This window comes from Burkholderia sp. MSMB1072, from assembly GCF_001524725.1.
Classification (GTDB): Bacteria; Pseudomonadota; Gammaproteobacteria; order Burkholderiales; family Burkholderiaceae; genus Burkholderia.
On record NZ_LOYC01000056.1, the window covers coordinates 184432 to 204755 of the forward strand.

Below are 20324 nucleotides of genomic sequence, written 5' to 3' on the forward strand. Positions count from 1 at the left end.
CCGATTGCGCCGGCATCCCCGTCAGGACATCGCTGTCGCGACCGCGGCCGTTTCACTGCCCGGGTTCGATATACGCCGCCAACTCTTCCGGTTCGCCCGACGGAAACGCGTCCTTCAGGTGATCGAGAAACGCGGACACGCGCGCGCTCAATAATCGCCTCGACGGATACAGCGCCCACAGGGCGATATCGGACCCCGGCACGTCGCCCCAACTGACGAGCGCGCCGGCGGCCAGGTCGCGGCTCACGAGCGATATCGGCAGGCATGCGGCGCCCAAGCCGAGGCGGACCGTATCGCGCACCATGACCAGCGACGACAGCCGCGCCACGGGGTCGACCGGTATGCGCGCCAGCCCGGCCGGACCCGTGATCTCCCATACGGCGCGCGTGTCGTGCGCGCCGCGAACCACGGCCGGCGCAGGTGCGTCACCGCTCGGCCGCGCCAGTTCGGGCGTCGCGACGACGACCAGCCGGTCGCGCAGGATCACGCGCCCGATCAGGCTCTCGTCCGGGTCCGGATTCACGCGGATCACGAGGTCGTACCCTTCCTCGATCATGTCGACGGGCCGATCTTCGGTCGTCACCTCCAGCCGGACGTCCGGGTATCTCAGCGCGAACGTCGCCACCAGCTTCCCCATCGCGAACTGGGAAAACAGCATCGGCGCGCTGATCCTCAGCCGGCCGCGCGGCCGCTCGCTCCCCGATGCGATCGCCGACGCGCTGTCGGCAAGCTCCGCGAGCAGCGCGCCCGTTCGCTCGTAGAGCGCGCGCCCTTCCTGTGTGAGCTTCACGCCGCGCGACCCGCGTTCGAACAGGCGCAGCGACAGACTGTTCTCCAGTTCCGCCACGCGGCGCGACAGCGTCGCCTTCGGACGATCCGCGACCCGCGCGGCCTCTCCAAAGCTGCCATGGCGGGCGACGAGGTTGAAATCGGCGAGAGCGAGCAGGTCCATGTGTTCCACCAGTGAGACGCCATGTCTATTTATCACATCTTCCGGATCATGGGTGGATCACATAACTTGGGTGGGCAGTCCATCCCATCGTTACCTCAGGAGTGAACATCATGACCATTCTCGTTACCGGCGCCACCGGCCGTGTCGGCCGCCAGGTCGTCCGTCAACTCGTCGATCGCGGCGCCGACGTGCGCGTGCTGGTGCGCGATCCGGCCAAGGCCGATTTTCCGGCGGCCGTGACCGTCGCGCAGGGCGACATGCTCGACGTCGACGCGCTGCGGGCGGCTTTCTCCGGCGTGCGCACGCTGTTCCTGCTCAACGGCGTGGCGGGCGACGAATTCACGCAGGCGCTGATTGCGCTGAACCTGGCCCGCGAAGCGGGCATCGAGCGCGCCGTCTATCTGTCGGTCCTCCATGCCGATCGCTTCGTGAACGTGCCGCACTTCGCGGTGAAATCCGGCGCGGAGCGGATGATCGAGCAGATGGGGTTCAGCGCGACGATCCTGCGACCCGCGTATTTCATGGACAACGAATCGATGGTCAAGGACGTGATCGTCGGGCACGGCGTGTACCCGATGCCGATCGGCGGCAAGGGCGTCGCGATGGTCGACGTGCGCGATATCGCGGAAGTCGCGGCGATCGAGTTGATCCGCCGCAACGATGCGCCGGGCAAGCTGCCGGTCGAAACCCTCAACCTGGTCGGGCCCGACACGCTGACCGGCCCGCAACTGGCGTCGATCTGGTCGGACACGCTCGGTCGGCCGGTTACGTATGGCGGCGACGATCCCACGCCGTTCGAACGCAATCTGGCGCAGTTCATGCCGAAATGGATGGCCTACGAAATGCGGCTGATGGCCGAGCGCTACGTCAGCGACGGGATGGTGCCGGAGGCCGGTGACGTCGAGCGGCTGACCACGATCCTCGGCCGCCCGCTGCGGACGTATCGCGACTTCGCGGCTGCGCTTGTCCGCTGAGCGCGATGCCGCGCCTTCGTGCCGGGGCGGCTGCGCGGGCAGTCGCCCCGGGAGAACCGGCCGCCGTGCGCGGCCGGGGTTTACAACATGGCCTGACTGACCAGCGCGTACAGTCCCCAGGCCGGATCGGCCGCGCCCTCATGCGCCGCGGCCGATGCGTTGCGAACCATCTTCGAACAGGTATCCACCTGTTTCAAGCCCTGCTCGCTCAGCCACGCCGGCAGACCGGTCCCGGAAGGCACGTCGATACGCACGAATTCGCCGTCTCGTTTCGTCAGCCAATAGCCGATCAGCGCTTTCGCGCACGCATCGTCGCTCGAACGCGGCGCGACCACCGGACCGATCACGTAACCGCGACCGAAGCGCCGCAGCACCGAAAACCCGACGACCTCGCCGTCGCGTTCGAGCACCACGCTTTCGCCCCGCGTCTGCAACGCGGACAACAGCGCGTCGCGCTCGAGACCGGACGCACGCGCATCGAGTTCGACCAGGCGCGACCAGTCGGCCGGCGCACCGGCACGCAGCCGCTCGCCGTCGGGCACGGCAACCGCGGCGGGCCGATCCACGTTGCCCTGATATTGGCCCAGCGATCCGCACACGGTGAACCCCAGTTTCTCGTAGAGTGGCCGACCGGCCGGCGTCGCATGCAGAAACGTGATGCGCGGACCCAGTTCGTCCAGGAGCGTCTCCATCAGTTTGCGGCCGATTCCGCGGCCCTGATGCGCGTCGGAAACGATCACATGCCCGATCGCCGCGCGATCCGCACCGTACTTCCAGCACATCGCCGTGCCGATGACCACGCCGTTTTCCTCGGCCGCGAACGCGGTCGACGTTTCCGCGGAAAACTGCCAGTCTTCCGCCCTGAACGGCCACCGAAGCGCCGTGGAAAGCGCATGGGCGGCGGGGATGTCCGCCGCGGTGAATCTGCGGTAGCGAAGCGGGGACGCCGCGCCTTGCTCCTTCACTTCAGGTTCCTGATTCATCAAGCAGTCCTTTCGAACAATGTGGTCGTGCGGCACGGTACGTCGGAAAAAATACGCGGCGATCACACCGAAGCGACGATAGATTGCACGGTTCACGCCGGCTGGCATGGGCGCACGACGATCCGGAAGCACGCGTGCCCCGGACTCGGCGCCCGATCGGACCAGACGTCCACCGGTTTCCACGCCGCCCCGACGCATCACGGCGATCGCGCGAAGTAATGCTGCGCCAGCGCGACCCAATAGCGGACGCCGGCCGGAATGATGTCGTCGTTGAAGTCGTATTTCGGGTGGTGCAGCGCCGGAGAGGCCGCGCCGTCCCGTGCATTGCCGATCAGCACGTAAGCGCCCGGCCGCTCCTCCAGCATGAAGCCGAAGTCTTCGGACGTCATGTTCGGCGGCACGTCGCGGTCGACGCGCACGTCGCCGAACGTGTCGCGAATCACCGTTTCGCACAGCGCCGTCTCGGCCGGCGTGTTGACCGTTGCCGGGTAGTACTGGAAAAACTCGACGTCGACCTGCGCGCCATAGGCCGCCGCGAGCCCCTCGCACGCGAGCCGCACGTCGCGCTGCAGCTTCTGCTGCAATGCCGACGACAGCGTGCGGATCGTGCCGCGCAGCTCGGCGGTGTCGGGAATCACGTTGTCCGTCGTGCCCGCATGGAACATGCAGACGGAAATGACCGCAGGATCGACGGGGTCCTTGTGCCGTGCGGCGATGGTCTGGCACTGCAGCACCATCGAGCATGCGAGCGGCACCGGATCGATGCCCAGATGCGGCTGCGCCGCATGCGCGCCCTTGCCCGTCACCGTGATCCTGAAGCGCGAGCCCGCAGCCATGATCGGGCCGGTGCGCAACCCGAAATGCCCGGCCGGCAGACCGGGCCAGTTGTGCATGCCGAATACCGCTTCCGTCGGGTATTGCTCGAACAGCCCGTCGTCGATCATCCTGCGCGCGCCCGCACCGCCCTCTTCGCCCGGCTGAAACACGAAATGGACGGTGCCGGACAACTGCGGCAACGCCTTCAGTACGCGTGCGGCGCCGAGCAACATCACGGTATGGCCGTCATGGCCGCACGCATGCATGATCCCGTGCGTGCACGACGCGTGCGCGAAGTCGTTCGCTTCGTGGATCGGCAATGCGTCCAGATCGGCGCGCAGCACGATGCCGCGGCGCGGATCCGCGCCGGGCAGGCTTGCGACGACGCCCGTGCCGCCGAGCCCGCGCGACACCGCATAGCCGAGCGCCTCGAGCTCGCGGGCGACGACGTCGGCCGTCCGGTGTTCTTCGAATCGCAACTCGGGATGCGCGTGCAGGTCGCGGCGCAGTGTCGCCCAGTGCGCGTGATGCGCGTCCAGCGACGCGTCGGGGATGATGGCGTTTTCCACTCTCGGCACCCTTGCAAAGCAAACCGGTTCACATCGCGACCGCCGCATCGCACGCGGCAGCCGCATCAATCGTAAAAGCCCAGGACGGACTTGACCTCCATGTACTCCTCCATCCCTTCGACTCCGTACTCGCGGCCGTTGCCCGACTGCTTGTACCCGCCGAACGGCGCCTGAGGATCCCATGCGGGGTAGTTCAGATGCACCTGCCCTGCCCGGATGCGTGCGGCCACCGCGCGTACGCGTTCCTTGTCGGTGCCCTGCACGTGCGCGCCGAGCCCGTAGACCGTGTCGTTCGCGATGGCGATCGCTTCGTCGACGGTATCGTAAGGCAGGATCGCGAGGACCGGACCGAAGATTTCCTGCTGCGCGATGGCCATGTCGGTGCGCACGTCGGAGAAAATCGTCGGCCGCGCATAGAAGCCCTTGTCGAAACCCGCTGGCCGGCCCGGGCCGCCGGCGATCAGCTTCGCGCGTTCGTCGATGCCCACGTCGATCATCTGCGCAACCCGCCCGAACTGCGCGCGATTGGCCAGCGGCCCGTGCGTCGTGGCCTCGTCGAACGGATCGCCGACCACGAGCGTTTGCATCGCCGCGACAGCCAACGCCTCGACCTCGCCGAGCGCGTCGCGCGGCACGATCATGCGGGTCGGCGCGCTGCACGATTGCCCCATGTTCCGGAACGCGGCAGCCACGCCCGGCGGGATCGCGCGCGACAGGTCCGCATCCGGCAGCACGACGTTCGGCGACTTGCCGCCCAGTTCCTGCGCGACGCGCTTGACGGTCGGCGCGGCCGCCTGCGCGACGAGCACGCCCGCGCGCGTCGATCCGGTGATCGACACCATGTCGACCGCCGGGTGCGACGAAAGCGCGGCCCCCACCGTCTCGCCGCTGCCGCTCACGAGATTGAATACGCCCGCGGGCACGCCCGCATCGGCGAGCACTTCCGCGAACAGCAGCGCGCTGAGCGGCGACAGCTCGCTCGGCTTCAGCACCACCGTGCAGCCGGCCGCGAGCGCCGGCCCGACCTTCGCGGTGATCTGATAGATCGGCCAATTCCACGGCGTGATCAGCGCGCACACGCCGATCGGCTCGCGCACGACCGCAGTCGTCCCGCGCCGCTCGACGAACGGGTAGCGCGCGAGGTTGTCGCGTGCGACGCGGATATGTTCGGCCGCGAGCGGCACGTGCGCGCCGCGTGCATAGCCGATCGGCGCGCCCATCTCCAGCGCGAGCGCGGTCGCGAACAGCTCGGCGCGCTCCAGCATCAGCGTATGCACGCGGTCGAGCAGCGCCGCGCGTTCATGCGGCGACGTCGCGGACCAGCGTTCGAACGCTTGGCGCGCGGCCTGCACCGCGCGGTCGGCGTCGCGCGCGTTGCCGAGCGGGATCTCGCACAGCGTGTCTTCGGTGGACGGACTGACGACCGCGAACCGGTCGCAGCCGTGCGGCATGACCCAGTCGCCGTCGATGAAAAAGCGATCGAGCCGGCCGGCTTGCATCAGGCGAACAACAGGTGAATTCATTGCAAGGTGTCCTTGAGTCGATACCAGGCGCCGACGAACGGCAGGAACCAGGGTTTGCCGAAGTGGCCCGGAATCGCGGGCCAGTCGAAACCTTTCCACGGGTTGAGGTCGGCGCGTCCGTCCATGATCTCGGCCATCAGCGTGCCCATCAGCGTGGCCATGTGCGTGCCGTGACCGCTATAGCCCATCGAGTAGTACACGCCGTCGCGCTCGCCCGCGCGCGGCAGCCGGTTGGCCGTCATGTCGACCATCCCGCCCCAGCAGTAGTCGATGCGTACGTCGGCCAGCTCGGGAAACACGGCGGCCATCTGCTGCCGCAGGATCGCCCCGCTCTTTTCGTCGGAGCGCGGATTCGACGCGGCAAAACGCGCGCGCCCGCCGAACAGCATCCGGTTGTCGGGCGTGACGCGAAAGAAATTCACGAAGTTCTTCGTGTCGGTGACCATCCGGCGCGTCGGCAGCAAGCGGTCGAGCAGGTCGTTCGGCAACGGCTCGGTGACGATGATGAAGGCGCCGACCGGCACGATCCTGCGGCGAACCCAGCCGAACGGCCCGACCTGCGAAATGCCGCTCGCGAGCAACACCTGACGCGCGCGGATCTCGCCGAGCGGCGTACGTACCGCGTAAGCGCCGCCCGCTTGCCGCTTCAGGCCGAGCACCGGCGCATGCTCGAGAATGTGCGCGCCGCGTGCTTGCGCGGCGCGCGCGAGGCCGCGCACATAACGGCCGACATGCATCCCGGCGCTCTTGCCGAACAGCAGCCCGCCGTGATATCGGTTCGAACCGATCTCGTCGCGTAGCTCCGCCTTCGTGACCATGCGCGTGTCGGGGTCCACGCTCGCCGCGAGCAGCGCCTGGCTGCGCACGAGCTTGTCGTAGTGCTCGGGCTTCGCCGCGAGCTTGAGCTTGCCGCGGCGCACGAAATCGCAATCGATCGACTCCTCCCTGACCAGCCGCTCGACCGTGTCGACGCCCGCGTCGAACGCGAGATAGAGCCGGTTGGCCAGTTCCGTGCCGATGCGCTGCGACAGCGATGCGTAATCCTGAGCGAAGCCGTTGTTGCACATGCCGCCGTTGCGCCCCGACGCCGCCTGCCCGACGGTGCCCGCCTCGCAGACGATCACGCGCGCGCCTTTTTTGGCCAGCGCCAGGGCGGCCGCCGAGCCCGTGATCCCGCCGCCCACCACCACCACGTCGCAACTTCCGTCATGCAACGCCGGCGAGTTGCTCGCGAACGGCTCCGACGTATCGAGCCAATAGGAACTGAAACGCATCAGAAACTCCCAAGTTACCGCATCGCACTGCACCGCACTGTCGGGCCGGCGGACGTTCGCCGCGCCGATCCGGCCGCGCATGCGATCCGGATCGGCGCGCGTCGCCCGCGTGACGGCCTTGCACTAGAAATCCGCGACCTTGCCCCATGCGGACTCGCTGAACCGGCCGGGCCGGTACGGCGTCGGGTCGACGAACGGTTGCGCACCGGACGCGAGATCGGCGATCAGGTGTCCGGCGCCCGGCCCGATCCCGAAGCCGTGCCCCGAAAAACCCGCCGCCAGGATCAGCCCCGGCACGCCCGGCACTTCGCCGATGCCCGGCACGCCGTCCGGCGTGCTGTCGACGTACCCGGCCCACGCGTGCGTGATCTTCGCGTCGCGCAGTTCGGGCAACAGTTCGGCCGCGCGGCGATACGTTTCGGCGACGGTCGGCATGTCGGGCTTCGGATCGAGAATGCGTACCGCTTCCATCGGCGTCGGCGCGTCGAGGCGCCAGCGCTTCAACGTTTCATGGCCGCCGCGCACGCCTTCGAGCCCGCCCGGCAGCAAGTTGCGCCAGCGCTTCGCGAACATCGGCACGAATTGCGGCGCGAAGCGCAGGAACTGCGGCGTCAGGTCCACGCGCGCGCGGCCGCTGATCGCCAACGCGTAGCGGCCGTCGCTGCGGCGCGTCACGGACACGCCGGACGTATACATCGCATCCGGCAGCGGCGTTTCGACGGGCGACACGCTCAGGATCGACTGACGGATCGAGGCCTGCGGAAACCGGATGCCGAGCTGGCGGCAGAACGACGACGCCCATGCGCCGCCCGCCATCACGGCCGTTCGGGTCTTGATGACGCCGGCCTCGGTGACGACGCCGGCGACGCGGCCGCCTTCGAGCTCGATGCCGCGCGCCGCGCAGTGCTGATGGACACTGCCGCCCAGCTTGATCAACGCGGCGGCCACGGCCGGCGCGGCCTTGCCCGGATCGGCCGTGCCGTCGGTCGGCGAGAACACGCCGCCCTTCCATTGCCGCCCGGTTGCCCGTCCACGCTCGGCCGCCTGCTTGCTGTCGAGCATGTACGTGGTCACGCCTGCGGTCTTCGCGAATTCGCCCCAGCTGGCCCAGCGGGACAGCTCGGCCTCGTCGTTGCTGAGATACAGCAGCCCGCAGCGATGAAAGCCGGTGTCTTCGCCGGATTCGGCGGCGAATCGTTCCCACAGATCGATGCTCTTGCTCGCCATCGGCAACTCGCGCGCGTCGCGGTTCTGCTGCCGGCACCAGCCCCAGTTGCGGCTCGATTGTTCGGCGCCGATGCGCCCCTTCTCGACGAGCGCGACCGATAGGCCGCGGCGGGCCAGATAGTAGGCGGTGAAGACGCCGATGATGCCGCCGCCGATCACGACGACGTCGGCCGCGGCCGGCGGCGTGGACAAGGTTTCGATATGGCGCAGCGGAGGGGACATGCTCAGTCTCGTTCGGTGGAGGGTTTGACGTTCTGCATCACGTAGAACTTCGCCACGCGCTCGCTGCTTTCCCACCCGATCGCCGCGCCGCGCGGCACGAACAGCGCATCGCCGGCGCCGAGCGCCAGCACGCTGCCGTCGGGCGCCGCGAATCGGACGCCACCGTCCAGCAGGAACATGAACTCGTTCGCGCGATGCGGCCGGACGATCCGGTGATACGGCGTCGAATCCCATGTGCCCGCGCAGTACCCGGCGCCGTCGTCGGTGAACACGTTGTCGCTGCGGCATTGCGGCGCGGGACCGAGCAATACCTCGGCCGGCAGCGTGGCGGACGGTTTGAAGTCCGCGTCGGCGCGCAGCGCAAAGAGGCCGCGTTTCGTCGGTTGCGCGCACGCTGCCGCGCAGAACATCAGCAGCACCGGCGCTTGCGCGGCGATGCGCAGCGCCGTGCCGCCGCCGATGACGGCGCCCTGTCCCGGGCCGACCACGAGCGGTGCGGCCCCGGCCGCTTCGAGCGTCAGTTCGCCCTGGACGACGACGAGGGTTTCGATGTGCGGAAAATTCGCCACGTCCAGTTCGCCCGCGAAGCCGATGCGCCCCGCGGCCATCGCGTCGGGGCCTTCCCACGCGATCTCGCGATGCGACGCGAACGGATCGCTCGCCCCGAACGCCTGCTTGCGGAACGTGGTGGAAGAACGTGCGCCGTCGGCACGATGCAACACGAAAACTGCGGTCATTTCTGCTCCTGTGCGGTGCGTGACGGATTCGTTCGGAAGCTGTCACGCGATATCGGAAATCGTCGTTCGCCGGCGCGCCTGCCGGACGTCCTCAGCGGGGCACGTCGTCCATGCCCGTGCTCAAGCCGCGTGATACGACGCATCGCGGCGTTCGTTGCGCACGCGCGTCGCCGTCGCTCGCACCGGGGCGCCGCCCGTTCGGGCGACCACGTAGTCGCGCGGCGTGATCCCGAGCACGCGCCGGAAATGCCGGCACAGATGGCTCTGATCGAAGAAGCCGACATCGGTCGCGACGACCGACGGCGCGAGACCGGCGCGCAACAGGTCCTGCGCCCGCCGTACCCGCACGAGGCACAGATACCGGTGCGGCGACAGCCCGGTTTCGCTGCGAAAGCGCGCGGTGAAACGCGACACGCTCAGCCCGGCCACCGCCGCGAGCGTATCGAGGTTCAGCGGCTGCGCGAACGACACGTCGATCGTGCGCAGCACGTCGCCGATCGCCGGCGAGACGGGCCGCGCGACACGCGGCGAGCCAACGAATTGCACTGTCATATCGAGTTCTCCCGGCGCTCGCATCAATGCAGGAAATCCTGCATCCGGTAATACGCGCCGACGAGCGGCAAGAACCACGCGTGCCCGAAATGGCCGGGCATCGCCGGCCAGTCGAGTTCGCGCCACGGGTTCGACGCGGCCGCGCCATACAGCACGTCCGCCATCACGCGGCCCATGTGCACCGACATCTGCACGCCGTGGCCGCTGTAGCCCATCGAGTAATAGAGCCCGTCGTGCTGGCCCGCGCGCGGCAGCCGGTCGGCGGTGATGTCGACGAGGCCGCCCCAGCAGTAGTCGAGCCGCACGCCGGCCAGTTCGGGGAAATAGCCGGCCATGCCGGCGCGCAGGACGTCGCCGCTCTTCGCGTCGGAGCGCGGGCTCGACATCGCGAAACGCGCGCGGCCGCCGAACAGCAGCCGGTTGTCGGGTGTCACGCGGAAGTAGTTGCCGATCTGGCGCGACGTCACGTACGCACGGCGATGCGGGAACAGCCGGTTCAACTGCGCGTCGGGCAGCGGCTCGGTGACGACGATGAAGCTGCCGACCGGCGCGATGCGCCGCCGGAACCACGCGAACGGCCCGTGCTGCGACGCGCCGGTCGCGATCAGCACGCGGTCGGCAACGAGCGTGCCGCGCGTGCAGGCGACCCGGTGGCGCTCGCCGTCGAGCCGCTCGAGCTGCGTGACGGCCGCATGCTCGTACACGCGTGCGCCGGCACGCACGGCCGCTTGCGCGAGCCCGACGCCGAACTTGCCCATGTGCATCTGCGCGCCGTTGCGCTGCAGGAGCCCACCGTAAAAACCGTCGGATGCGATTTCATCGCGGATCCGCGACGGCTCGATCAGTTCGATATCCGGATCGACATCACGCCGCAACGCGTTGAAGGTTTTTTCGAGCCCCGCGAAATGCTGCGGCTTCGCAGCCAGCTTCAGCTTGCCGGCGCGCCGGAAATCGCAGTCGATCGCCTGTTCGGTCACGATCACCTCGACGCTCTTCACCGCGCTTTCGTACGCGAGATAAAACTGCTTCGCCTGCGCGGCGCCGATGCGCGCGGCGAGCGACGCGTAGTCCTGCGCGACGCCCGTATTGCACTGGCCGCCGTTGCGGCCGGACGCTTCACCTGCGACCTGCGCGGCTTCGAGCACGACCACCGATACGCCGCGCTGCGCGAGCGCGAGCGCCGCCGACAAGCCGGTGAAGCCGCCGCCGATCACGGCCACGTCGGCGCGCCCTTCGACGGGGCCGACGCTGCCGGCGCGAAACGCGGGGCGGGTATCCAGCCAGTACGATTCCAGTTTCATCGGATCCTTTGTGCATGCCGGCAACGACGAACGGCAACCATTCAATGCGAATCATTTAACCACTGGCAAAAACCGCAGTTGCCGCGTATTCGCGCGCGGCACGCGTACAAATCGCCGTTTTGCGCGACCGTCGCAGCAGACTATGCGGCGGGCCGTCCACCGCACCGCGCGATGAACGGTTCGCGCGGTGCGTACTACAGCTGCACCGGCGTGACGCCGGCGGAAACCGGCTCCGCCTGGAAACGCGCGAGATCTTCCTCGCTGCGATGGCACAGCACCTGCGCGCCGTTGCCGAGCGTGCGCAGCGACGGGGCCGTCCGGTTGCACACGCCGTCCACGCGCATCGCGCAGCGCGACAGGAACGGACACAGCTCCGCCTCGTTCTCGCGCTCGCCGATCGGCACCAGCGGCCGGTGACAACGCTCGGCCGCATCGTCGAGCCAGCCCGAACGCAACTCCGGCGCGGACGACACCAGCAAGTGCGAATACGGGTGATAAGGCGGCGCGCACAGCGCGTCGCGGCTGCCCGTCTCCACGCGGCGGCCCGCATACAGCACGACGATGTCGTCGCTGATCGCGCGCACCTTCGCGATGTCGTGCGTGATGAACACGTACGACACGCCGAGCTTCGCCTGCAGGTCGCGCAGCAGCTCGATGATCGCGGCGCCGACCACCGTGTCGAGCGCCGACGTGACCTCGTCGCACAGGATCAGGTCGGGCTCGGCCGCGAGCGCACGCGCGAGGTTCACGCGCTGCTTCTGCCCGCCCGACAGCTCGCCGGTACGCCGCGAGGCCACCGCCGGCGGCAGCCGCACGAGCTCGAGCAGCTCCGCGACGCGCTGGCGTGCACGCGCGCCCTTGATCCCGTGATAGAACGCGAGCGGCCGTGCGAGCGTGCGCTCGACGGTATGCACCGGGTTGAGCGCGGTATCGGCGTTCTGGAACACGATCTGCACGCGGCGATGCTGCTCCTTGGTGCGCTTGCCGATATCGCGCGCGAGCGGCACGCCGTCGAGCAGGATCTCGCCGCCGGTCGCCGGCACGAGGCCCGCGATCACCTTCGCGAGCGTCGTCTTGCCGGAGCCCGATTCGCCGATCACGCCGACCGTCTGCCCGCGCCCGATGCGCAGGTCGACTTCATGCAGGATGACCTTCGCGGGCCAGCCGTTCGCGGTGCGGCCGCCATAGCCCGCGATCGCGCCGCGCACGTCGAGCAGCGGCGCCGATGCGGCCGGCTCCGGTGCTTGCGCCTGCGCGCCGCGTTCGGCATCGTTCGGCGTGACCGCCGCGATCAGGCTCTGCGTGTACGGGTGCGTCGGCGCATGCAGGATCTGTTCGGTGTCGCCCGCCTCGCGGATCACGCCGTCGCTCAGCACGACGATCCGGTCGGCCATCTGCGCGACCACGGCCAGGTCGTGCGATACGTACACCGCACTCATCCCGTAGCGCCGGATCACGTTCTTGAACGCCTGCAGCACGTCGATCTGCGTGGTCACGTCGAGCGCGGTGGTCGGCTCGTCGAGGATCACCAGCTCGGGATCGGTGATCAGCGCCATCGCGGCCATCAGCCGCTGCAGTTGGCCGCCCGATACCTGGTGCGGATAGCGCTTGCCGATCGTCTCCGGCTCCGGCAGCGCGAGCGCGCGAAACAGCTCGATCGCCTTCGCCTGCGCGTCGCGCTTCGTCATCGTCTTGTGGATCAGCGCGCTCTCGATCACCTGGTCGAGAATCGTGCGCGACGGATTGAAGGCGGCGGCCGCGCTCTGCGCGATATACGCGACCTTGCGGCCGCGCAGCGCGGTCAGCGCTTGCGCCGAAAGCGTACATACGTCGGTGCCGTCGAGCTTCACCGTGCCGCCGGCGATCCGGCATCCGGCGCGCGCATGGCCCATCAGCGACAGCGCGATCGTCGTCTTGCCGGAGCCCGATTCGCCGATCAGCGCGAGCACCTCGCCGCGCCCGATCTCGAAGTCGACGCCGTGGACGATCGTCGTTTCCTCGCCGCCCGGCCGGCCGCCGACCACGCGCAGCCCGCGCACCTCGACGAGCGGATTCGATTCGTGTCGCATCAGTGTCCTCCGGCGGCGCCGGCCGCGCCCTTGCGGCGGCCGCGATGCGGCAGACCGTCGATCATCAGGTTGACGCCCACCGTCAGGATCGCGATCGCGACCGCGGGCATGATCGCGACGGCCGAGCCGTCGCCGAGGCTCGCGATGTTCTCGCGCACGAGCGAGCCGAGGTCCGCATACGGCGGCTGCACGCCGAGCCCGAGAAAGCTCAGGCCGCTCAGCAGCAGCACGACGAACGTGAAGCGCAGCCCGGTGTCCGCCAGCATCGGGTGGATCATGTTCGGCAGCATCTCGACGCACGCGATGTACAGCGCGCTTTCGCCGCGCGCCCTGGCCACCTGCACGAATTCGAGCGTGCTGATGTTGACGGCCAGCGCGCGCGCGATCCGGTACGAGCCCGGCATGTAGCTGACCGCCGCGGTGAGGACCAGCAGCGGCAGCGACGAGCCGAACGCGGCGACGAACATCAGCGCGAACATCTTCGACGGAATCGACGTGAGCGCGTCGAGCAGCCGGCTCATCGTCTCGTCGACCGCGCGGCCCGACACGGTCGCGAGCAGCCCGAGCGTCGTGCCGGTCACCGCGGCGAGCAGCACCGCGGCCAGCGCGAGCAGCACGGTCAGCCGCGTGCCGTACAGGATGCGGCTCAGCATGTCGCGGCCGAGGAAGTCGGAGCCGAACGGCAGCTTCGCGCTGAACGGCGCGAACACGTCCGGCGTGACGATCGCGCCGACGTCGTGCGGCGCGAGCAGCGGCGCGAACACCGCGACGAACAGCATCAGGCCGGCCATCGACAGGCCGACGCGGCCGCCGGCGGTCAGTCCGATGCGTGCGCCGCGGCGCTTGCGCGGCTGGTCGGGGGACGGCGCCGCGGGCGGCGTCGCGCCTCCCCACGGCGAGCGCGGCTCGCCTGACGGCGGCAGCGCGCTGCTGCGATGAACGGGTTCGGTCGGGTGCATGGGCGGCATCTCGGAAGGTGGACGGGGACGCTCAGGTCCGCAGTCGCGGGTTCGACACGATCGAGCACAGGTCGGCGAACAGCACGAGCGTCAGGTAAGCGACGCAGAAGATCAGCGTGCACGCCTGGACCAACGGGAAATCGCGGTTGCTGACGGCGTCGACCATCAGGCTCGCGAGGCCCGGATAGTTGAAGATCGTCTCGACGACGATCACGCCGCCGAGCAGATACGACAGGCTCAACGCGATCGCGTTGGCGATCGGGCCGATCGCGTTCGGCAGCGCGTGGCGCAGCACGACGCGCGCGGGGCTCGCGCCCTTGAGCACGGCCATCTCGACATACGACGCGCTCAACTGCTCGATCACCGCGGCGCGCGTCATGCGCGCCATCTGCGCGATCACGACCGCGCACAGCGTCAGCACCGGCATCGCATACGCACGCAGGAAATCGTGCAGGCTGTCGATCGGGCCGCCGTACGACAGCGCGGACAGCCAGCGCAGCTTCACCGCGAACACGAGCACGGCGACCGTCGCGATCAGGAATTCCGGCGTCGCGACGAGCGACAGCGTGCCGAGGCTGATCACGCGGTCGATCGCCGACTCGCGCTTGACCGCCGCGAGGATCCCCAGCAGCAGCGCGATCGGCACCGATACGGCGGTCGTGATCGCCGCGAGCGCGAGCGACTTCGGCAGGCGCCCGCCGATCAGCTCCGACACCGGCATGTCGCCGGACAGCGACCGGCCGAAATCGCCGTGCAACAGCCCGGCGAGCCAGTGCACGTAACGCACGTGCGCCGGCATGTCGAGACCGAACTGCTGGCGCAGCGCGGCGACCGTCTCCGGCGTCGCCGACTGGCCGAGCGCGGCCTGCGCGGCATCGCCCGGCAGCAGGTTCGTGATCGTGAAGATGATCGCGGACACGATCAGCAGCGTCAGCGCGGTGACCGCGATGCGCCGGCCGATCAGTCCGATGAGAATTCGGTTCATCGAGCGGGACTCCCGAAAAGACCGCGCGTGGCCGGCGCGGTGGCCCGCACCGGCCGCGCGACGGCGGCCAGCGACAACGTCATGCGTTCCACCACACGTTCTCGGCGAACATGAAGCCCATCATCCCGCCGGTCGGGATCGAACCGAGGCCCGCGAGCCGCTTGTCGTACCCGTCGAGGAAGCTGATGAACGCCGGAATGCCGACCCGACCCTGCTGCGACACGATCGCCTGCATGTCGCCGTACATCTGCTTGCGCTTCGCGTCGTCGGTTTCCGAGCGCGCGGCGAGCAGCAACTGGTCGAACTTCGCGTTCTTCCAGCCCGACTCGTTCCACGGCGCATCCGACTTGAAGAACTGCGTGAACAGCACGTCGGCGCTCGAGCGCGGGTTGATGTTGCCGAAGGTGAGCGGGTGCTTCATCCAGTGGTTCGACCAGTAGCCGTCGGGCGACGCGCGGTTGACCTGCAGGTTCAGGCCGATCTTCTGGCCGGCCTGCTGCAGCAGCACGGCCATTTCGATCGACCCGTTCGCGTCGGAGGTCGCATAGAGCGGCGGCAGCGTGGCGCCGAGCGCACCGGCTTTCTGGAACAGGAATTTCGCCTTGTCCGGGTCGTGCGGCCGCTGCGGCAGCGATGCGTTGAAGTAGCGATGGCCCGGCGGAATCGGCTGGTCGTTGCCGATCACCGAGTAGCCGCGGAACACCGCCGAGCGGATCTGCTCGCGATCGAACAGGTACTTCATCCCTTCGACGAAATCGGGATTCGCGACGATCGGGTTGTCGCTGCGCGCGATCAGGTCGGTATAGAGGCCCGACTTGGTTTCCCTCAGCGCGTAGCCCGGCGTCGACGAGACCCGCTGCGTCGAACGCGGATCGATCGCGTTGATCAGGTGCACGTCGCCCGACAGCAGCGCGTTCAGGCGCGCGGCGCTATCGCTGATGCCGATCAGCTCGATCTCGTCGAGATACGGCCTGCCCGGCTTGAAGTAGCTGTCGTTGCGCACGCCGACGGTCGATACGCCCGGCTTGAACGATTTCAGCTTGTACGGGCCGCAACCGATGCCGGTCGAGAAGTCGGTCGTGCCGTCCTTGACGATCACGAGCTGCGGCGTCGCGAGGATCACCGGCAGATCGGCGTTCGCGCTCGCGAGCGTCAGCGTGACTTCGTCGGGGCCGGTCGCTTTCGCGTCGGCGAACTGCTCGGCGAGCGGCTTGACCTTCGACGCGGTGGCCGGGTTCTTGTGGCGCATCAGCGAATACACCACGTCGGCCGGGCCGACCGGCTTGCCGTCGTGGAACGTGACGCCCTTGCGCAGCTTGATGATCCAGGTCTTCGCATCGGTCGTCTGCAGCGACTCGGCGAGGTTCATCTGCGGCGTCAGGCTCGCGTCGAGCTGTGTGAGGCCGCTGTAGAACATGAAGAAGCGCGTGTAGTCCGCGCCCGTCGAACCCTTGGCCGGGTCGAGCGTATCGGCCGTCGAGCCGGATTCGTTCGCGACCCGGATCTTGCCGCCGCGCTTCGGCGCGGGCGCGGCGAATGCCGAGTCGGGGGTCGTCAGCAGTCCGCCGGCACCGGCAGCCATCATGCCGCCCGCCGCCATGACCTTCATCATGTCGCGGCGCGTGAAGCCGCCCTTGCCGCCATTGTCGATATCGTCGCTCATCCGAACTGCTCCTGACTGTGGAAAGTGGGTCCAAGGGTCCAGCGTGGTTGTTCAATCCCGCCGTGCCCGCTTGCTGGTGGCGGGTACGACGTCGTTCACATGCAATTCATTTAAGCATCGCCAAAATGCCGGTTGTCCCGATTCGAGGCGCCCTCACGATACGAATCGACCGTTTTGGGTAGCCTGCGCAGCATGAATTGCTGCGTGCGCCGGGGACCGCCGGCGTGTGCCGGCCGCATGCCGACGCGCGTGAAAGTTCAGAGGATTGTTCGCCGGCCTCGACGCGCTCATGCCGAACGCGCGGCGCGAATGCGCGCAGGCTTGCGCGACGTGGCGACGCCGGCAGCCTGCCGCCTGCGCGGGATTTCCCCCGGGATCGCGACAGGCGGCGGCAGGTGTGCGCGGCGCGGCGCCGGAGAAACGCGTCGCTTACAGCCCGAGCTGCGTCGCGAGCTGGCCGATGTCCGACACTTCGTAATAGTTGTAGAACGGCGTGCCCGGCTCGTGGCCGCGGTTCACGAACGCCTTGTGCTTGATGCCGAGATCCTCGGCCGTCATCAGGTCGTAGCGCAGGCTCGACGACACGTGCAGCACGTCCTCCGGCTTGCAGCCCAGCTTGTCGAACATGTATTCGAAGCCCTGCATCCGCGGCTTGTACGATTGCGCCTGCTGCGCGGTGAACACGGCGTGGAACGGCGCGCCGAGCTTGTCGACGTTGCTCATGATCTGGTCGTCCATCGCGTTCGACAGGATCACCAGCTTGTACTTCGACGCCAGCCGCGACAACCCGGCCGGCACGTCCGGGTGCGGGCCCCAGGTCGGCACCGCATGATAGAAGCGCTCGGCCTCGGCTTCGTCGAACTTCACGCCGAGCCGCGCGCAGGTGCGGCGGACCGCGTTGACCACGACGTCGCGGTACGGCTTCCACGCGCCGAGCACCTCGTCGAGCCGATAGGCGGCGAACGCGCGCACGAATGCCTCCATCGCGGCCGGCGACAGCCGGTCCGCATAGATTTCGCGCGCCGTCTCGGCCATCCGGAAATGGGTCAGCGTGCCGTAGCAGTCGAAGGTGATGTACTTCGGTTCAAACTGGATCATGGTGACGTCCTGTCGGTGTGAAGCCCCGGCAGGGCCGGGGATGGCTGGGTTCAACGAAATTGAATCAGGGCAAAAAGTCGTTCGCGCGTCGTTCCGCGCCGCTCAAAACGCAGAATCGCCGCGTGTTGCCCGCCACATGCAGCACGATCTGCGGCGCGATCGGGCGCGGCGGGGCCGGCCGAGGGGCGCCTCGTTACCGCAGCGGGCTCGCCTGCCGGTGCGGCGCTTCGGCAGGCGGCGGCTGCGGCTGTGGCGTGCTTCATCGTAGTGGCATTCCACAGCACATGTGACCGGATCGACGTGCCGCGCCGGCACGATCCGCGCGTTCGTTCGCGCCGATCGCGCCGGTTTGCATCGATCTCGCGGGCACGCCCGCCGCCGCCGGAAAACAGGCGAATCGTCCTATCCGTGCCGCCACCGCGCTGGCAGAGTGAACGGATCGTTCCCACCCATCCGGAGTCCGGCGTGTCCGACCTCAATCCTTCCCGCACGCTCATCTATCGCCCGTTCGCCGAATCCGACCTGCCTGCCGCCCATCGACTGTCGGAGGCGGTCAAGTGGCCGCACCGGCTCGACGACTGGCGCTTCGCGTTCCAGCTCGGCAGCGGCTTCGTCGCCGAAGACGAAACCGGCGTCGTCGGTACCGCGCTCGGCTGGCGCTTCGGCGAATCGCACGCGTCGCTCGGCATGGTCATCGTGTCGCCCGAACGCCAGGGCTGCGGCATCGGGCGCGAGCTGATGACCCGCGTCGTCGACAGCCTCGGCACGCGGACCATTTTTCTGCATGCAACACCGGCGGGCGAGCCGCTGTACGCGAAATTCGGCTTCGACGCGATCGATACGATCGATCAGCATCAGGGCGCGGCCTTCCAGCCTCCGCTGATCTCGCTGCCGCCCGGCGAGCGCCTGCGCCCGCTCGGCACCAACGACGGGCCGCGCCTCGCCGCGCTCGCGTCGCGCGCGGCCGGCTACGAACGCGGCGCGGTGATCGAGGCGCTGCTCGACGTCGCGAACGGGATCGCGCTCGATCGCGACGGCGAGCTGCTCGGCTTCGCGCTGTTCCGCCGGTTCGGCCGCGGCCACGTGATCGGCCCGGTGATCGCGCCGGATGCGCTGCGCGCGCAAGCGCTGATCAGCCACTGGCTCGCGCTGCACGAGGGCATGTTCGTGCGGCTCGACGTACCGGGCGACAGCGGGCTGTCCGACTGGCTGCAGGGGCTCGGGCTGCCGCGCGTCGACACCGTCGTCGCGATGGCGCGCGGCGCGACGCCCGAACGCAACCCGGCGCTGCGCGCGTTCGCGATCGTGAACCAGGCGCTCGGCTGAGCGGAGCGCACGATGAGCTTTCTCTACAAGGCCGACCCGGTGCGCGGCGCGCAGTGGGCGGCGCGCTTCGCGCAACAGGCGCCGGACCTGCCGTTCCGGATCTGGCCGGACCTCGGCGACGCCGAAGCCGTCCGCTATCTCGCCGCATGGCAGCCGCCGGACGATCCGGTCGCGCTGCTGCCGAATCTCGAAGTCGTGTTCTCGGTCGGCGCCGGCATCGACCAGTTCGACCTGTCGCGCGTGCCGCCGCACATCCCCGTCGTGCGGATGATCGAACCAGGTATCGTCGAAGGGATGGTCGAATACGTGACGCAGGCCGTACTGACGATCCATCGCGACCTGTTCGACTATGCGGCCCAGCAGCGCGACCAGGTGTGGCGCGAGCATCCCGTGCGCGCGGCCGCGTCGCGACGCGTCGGCGTGCTCGGGCTCGGCACGCTCGGCCAGGCTGTGCTCGACACGCTGCGGCGCTTCGGTTTCCCGTGCGCCGGCTGGAGCCGCACGCCGCGCACGCTCGACGGCGTCGACTGCTATGCAGGCGATGCGGCGCTCGATGCGTTTCTCGCCCGAACCGACATCCTGATCTGCCTGCTGCCGCTCACCGACAGCACGCGCGGGCTGCTCGGCGCGCGCGTGTTCGACGCGCTGCCGGCCGGCGCGTCGCTCGTGCAGGTCGGGCGCGGGCCGCAACTCGATGAAGCCGCACTGCTCGCGGCGCTCGCGAGCGGCCGCGTCGACAGCGCGATCCTCGACGTGACGGATCCCGAACCGCTGCCGGCCGGCCATCCGTTCTGGACGCATCCGCGCATTCGCATCACGCCGCACATCGCCAGCGCGACGCGGCCCGACACCGCGGTCGACGCCGTGCTCGCGAACCTCGCTCGCCATCGCGCGGGCCAGCCGATGATCGGCGTCGTCGATCGCGCGCGCGGCTACTGACGGGCACGCCCGGCCCTGTCGGGCGCGCAGCAGAAAATGCCGAAGCGCCCCGCACAAACGCCGCGCGCATACGTTTCGGGCCGCAAATTGAAGACACGGTCGGATTTCTCGCCCGGTAGCATGAACTCACCGCTGACACCTGACGAGAGTCCTGC

General features: G+C 68.8%; 17 protein-coding genes. 3 read left to right on the forward strand and 14 right to left on the reverse strand.

Going from position 1 to position 20324, the window contains the following annotated elements; genetic code table 11:
* Window positions 1–52: 52 nt before the first annotated feature.
* On the reverse strand, window positions 53–952 hold the full coding sequence (locus WS89_RS25735; RefSeq protein ID WP_059794355.1) for a LysR family transcriptional regulator: 900 nt from the start codon (window positions 950–952) through the stop codon (window positions 53–55).
* A 110-nt stretch (window positions 953–1062) separates the two neighbouring features.
* Here WS89_RS25735 and WS89_RS25740 point away from each other — a divergent pair, with 110 nt between their 5' ends.
* The gene (locus tag WS89_RS25740) at window positions 1063–1926 is read left to right on the forward strand and encodes an SDR family oxidoreductase (protein ID WP_059794609.1); all 864 of its coding nucleotides are present in this window, start codon (window positions 1063–1065) and stop codon (window positions 1924–1926) included.
* 80 nt (window positions 1927–2006) lie between these two features.
* On the opposite strand, the gene WS89_RS25745 is transcribed toward WS89_RS25740, so the two are convergent.
* The 13 genes from WS89_RS25745 to WS89_RS25805 form a co-directional block, all read right to left on the reverse strand.
* Window positions 2007–2909, reverse strand: a complete 903-nt coding sequence (locus WS89_RS25745) for a GNAT family N-acetyltransferase (RefSeq protein WP_059794612.1) — start codon at window positions 2907–2909, stop codon at window positions 2007–2009.
* Between the two features lie 197 nt (window positions 2910–3106).
* Window positions 3107–4294 (reverse strand): M20 aminoacylase family protein, encoded by a 1188-nt coding sequence (locus WS89_RS25750; protein ID WP_082741970.1) that lies wholly within the window; start codon window positions 4292–4294, stop codon window positions 3107–3109.
* Window positions 4295–4359: 65 nt separating this feature from the next.
* Window positions 4360–5817 (reverse strand): aldehyde dehydrogenase family protein, encoded by a 1458-nt coding sequence (locus tag WS89_RS25755; protein WP_059794358.1) that lies wholly within the window; start codon window positions 5815–5817, stop codon window positions 4360–4362.
* Window positions 5814–7091, reverse strand: a complete 1278-nt coding sequence (locus WS89_RS25760) for an NAD(P)/FAD-dependent oxidoreductase (RefSeq protein ID WP_059506309.1) — start codon at window positions 7089–7091, stop codon at window positions 5814–5816. The genes WS89_RS25755 and WS89_RS25760 overlap by 4 nt, the downstream gene beginning before the upstream one ends.
* Before the next feature lie 123 nt (window positions 7092–7214).
* Window positions 7215–8540, reverse strand: a complete 1326-nt coding sequence (locus WS89_RS25765; RefSeq protein ID WP_059794361.1) for an NAD(P)/FAD-dependent oxidoreductase — start codon at window positions 8538–8540, stop codon at window positions 7215–7217.
* Between the two features lie 2 nt (window positions 8541–8542).
* Window positions 8543–9277 (reverse strand): cupin domain-containing protein, encoded by a 735-nt coding sequence (locus tag WS89_RS25770; RefSeq protein WP_059794364.1) that lies wholly within the window; start codon window positions 9275–9277, stop codon window positions 8543–8545.
* A 120-nt stretch (window positions 9278–9397) separates the two neighbouring features.
* A complete protein-coding gene (locus WS89_RS25775; protein WP_059794367.1) occupies window positions 9398–9829 on the reverse strand; it encodes a helix-turn-helix domain-containing protein in 432 nt (143 codons plus the stop codon).
* A 23-nt stretch (window positions 9830–9852) separates the two neighbouring features.
* Entirely contained in the window at window positions 9853–11130 is a 1278-nt protein-coding gene (locus WS89_RS25780; RefSeq protein ID WP_059794371.1) for an NAD(P)/FAD-dependent oxidoreductase, read from the reverse strand.
* A 194-nt stretch (window positions 11131–11324) separates the two neighbouring features.
* Window positions 11325–13199, reverse strand: coding sequence for an ABC transporter ATP-binding protein (locus WS89_RS25785; RefSeq protein ID WP_059506175.1), 1875 nt, complete (start codon window positions 13197–13199; stop codon window positions 11325–11327).
* Window positions 13199–14158 carry an ABC transporter permease gene (locus WS89_RS25790; RefSeq protein WP_059506177.1) on the reverse strand — a complete coding sequence of 320 codons (960 nt, stop codon included), beginning with the start codon at window positions 14156–14158 and terminating at the stop codon, window positions 13199–13201. The genes WS89_RS25785 and WS89_RS25790 overlap by 1 nt, the downstream gene beginning before the upstream one ends.
* A gap of 31 nt (window positions 14159–14189) precedes the next feature.
* Window positions 14190–15143, reverse strand: coding sequence for an ABC transporter permease (locus tag WS89_RS25795; protein ID WP_059506180.1), 954 nt, complete (start codon window positions 15141–15143; stop codon window positions 14190–14192).
* Between the two features lie 79 nt (window positions 15144–15222).
* Window positions 15223–16806 (reverse strand): ABC transporter substrate-binding protein, encoded by a 1584-nt coding sequence (locus tag WS89_RS25800; protein ID WP_059794374.1) that lies wholly within the window; start codon window positions 16804–16806, stop codon window positions 15223–15225.
* 429 nt (window positions 16807–17235) lie between these two features.
* The gene (locus tag WS89_RS25805; RefSeq protein ID WP_059794377.1) at window positions 17236–17904 is read right to left on the reverse strand and encodes a haloacid dehalogenase type II; all 669 of its coding nucleotides are present in this window, start codon (window positions 17902–17904) and stop codon (window positions 17236–17238) included.
* Between the two features lie 465 nt (window positions 17905–18369).
* Here WS89_RS25805 and WS89_RS25810 point away from each other — a divergent pair, with 465 nt between their 5' ends.
* Window positions 18370–19230 carry a GNAT family N-acetyltransferase gene (locus WS89_RS25810; RefSeq protein WP_059794380.1) on the forward strand — a complete coding sequence of 287 codons (861 nt, stop codon included), beginning with the start codon at window positions 18370–18372 and terminating at the stop codon, window positions 19228–19230.
* 12 nt (window positions 19231–19242) lie between these two features.
* Window positions 19243–20169, forward strand: coding sequence for a 2-hydroxyacid dehydrogenase (locus WS89_RS25815; protein ID WP_059794383.1), 927 nt, complete (start codon window positions 19243–19245; stop codon window positions 20167–20169).
* The last annotated feature ends 155 nt before the right edge of the window (window positions 20170–20324 follow it).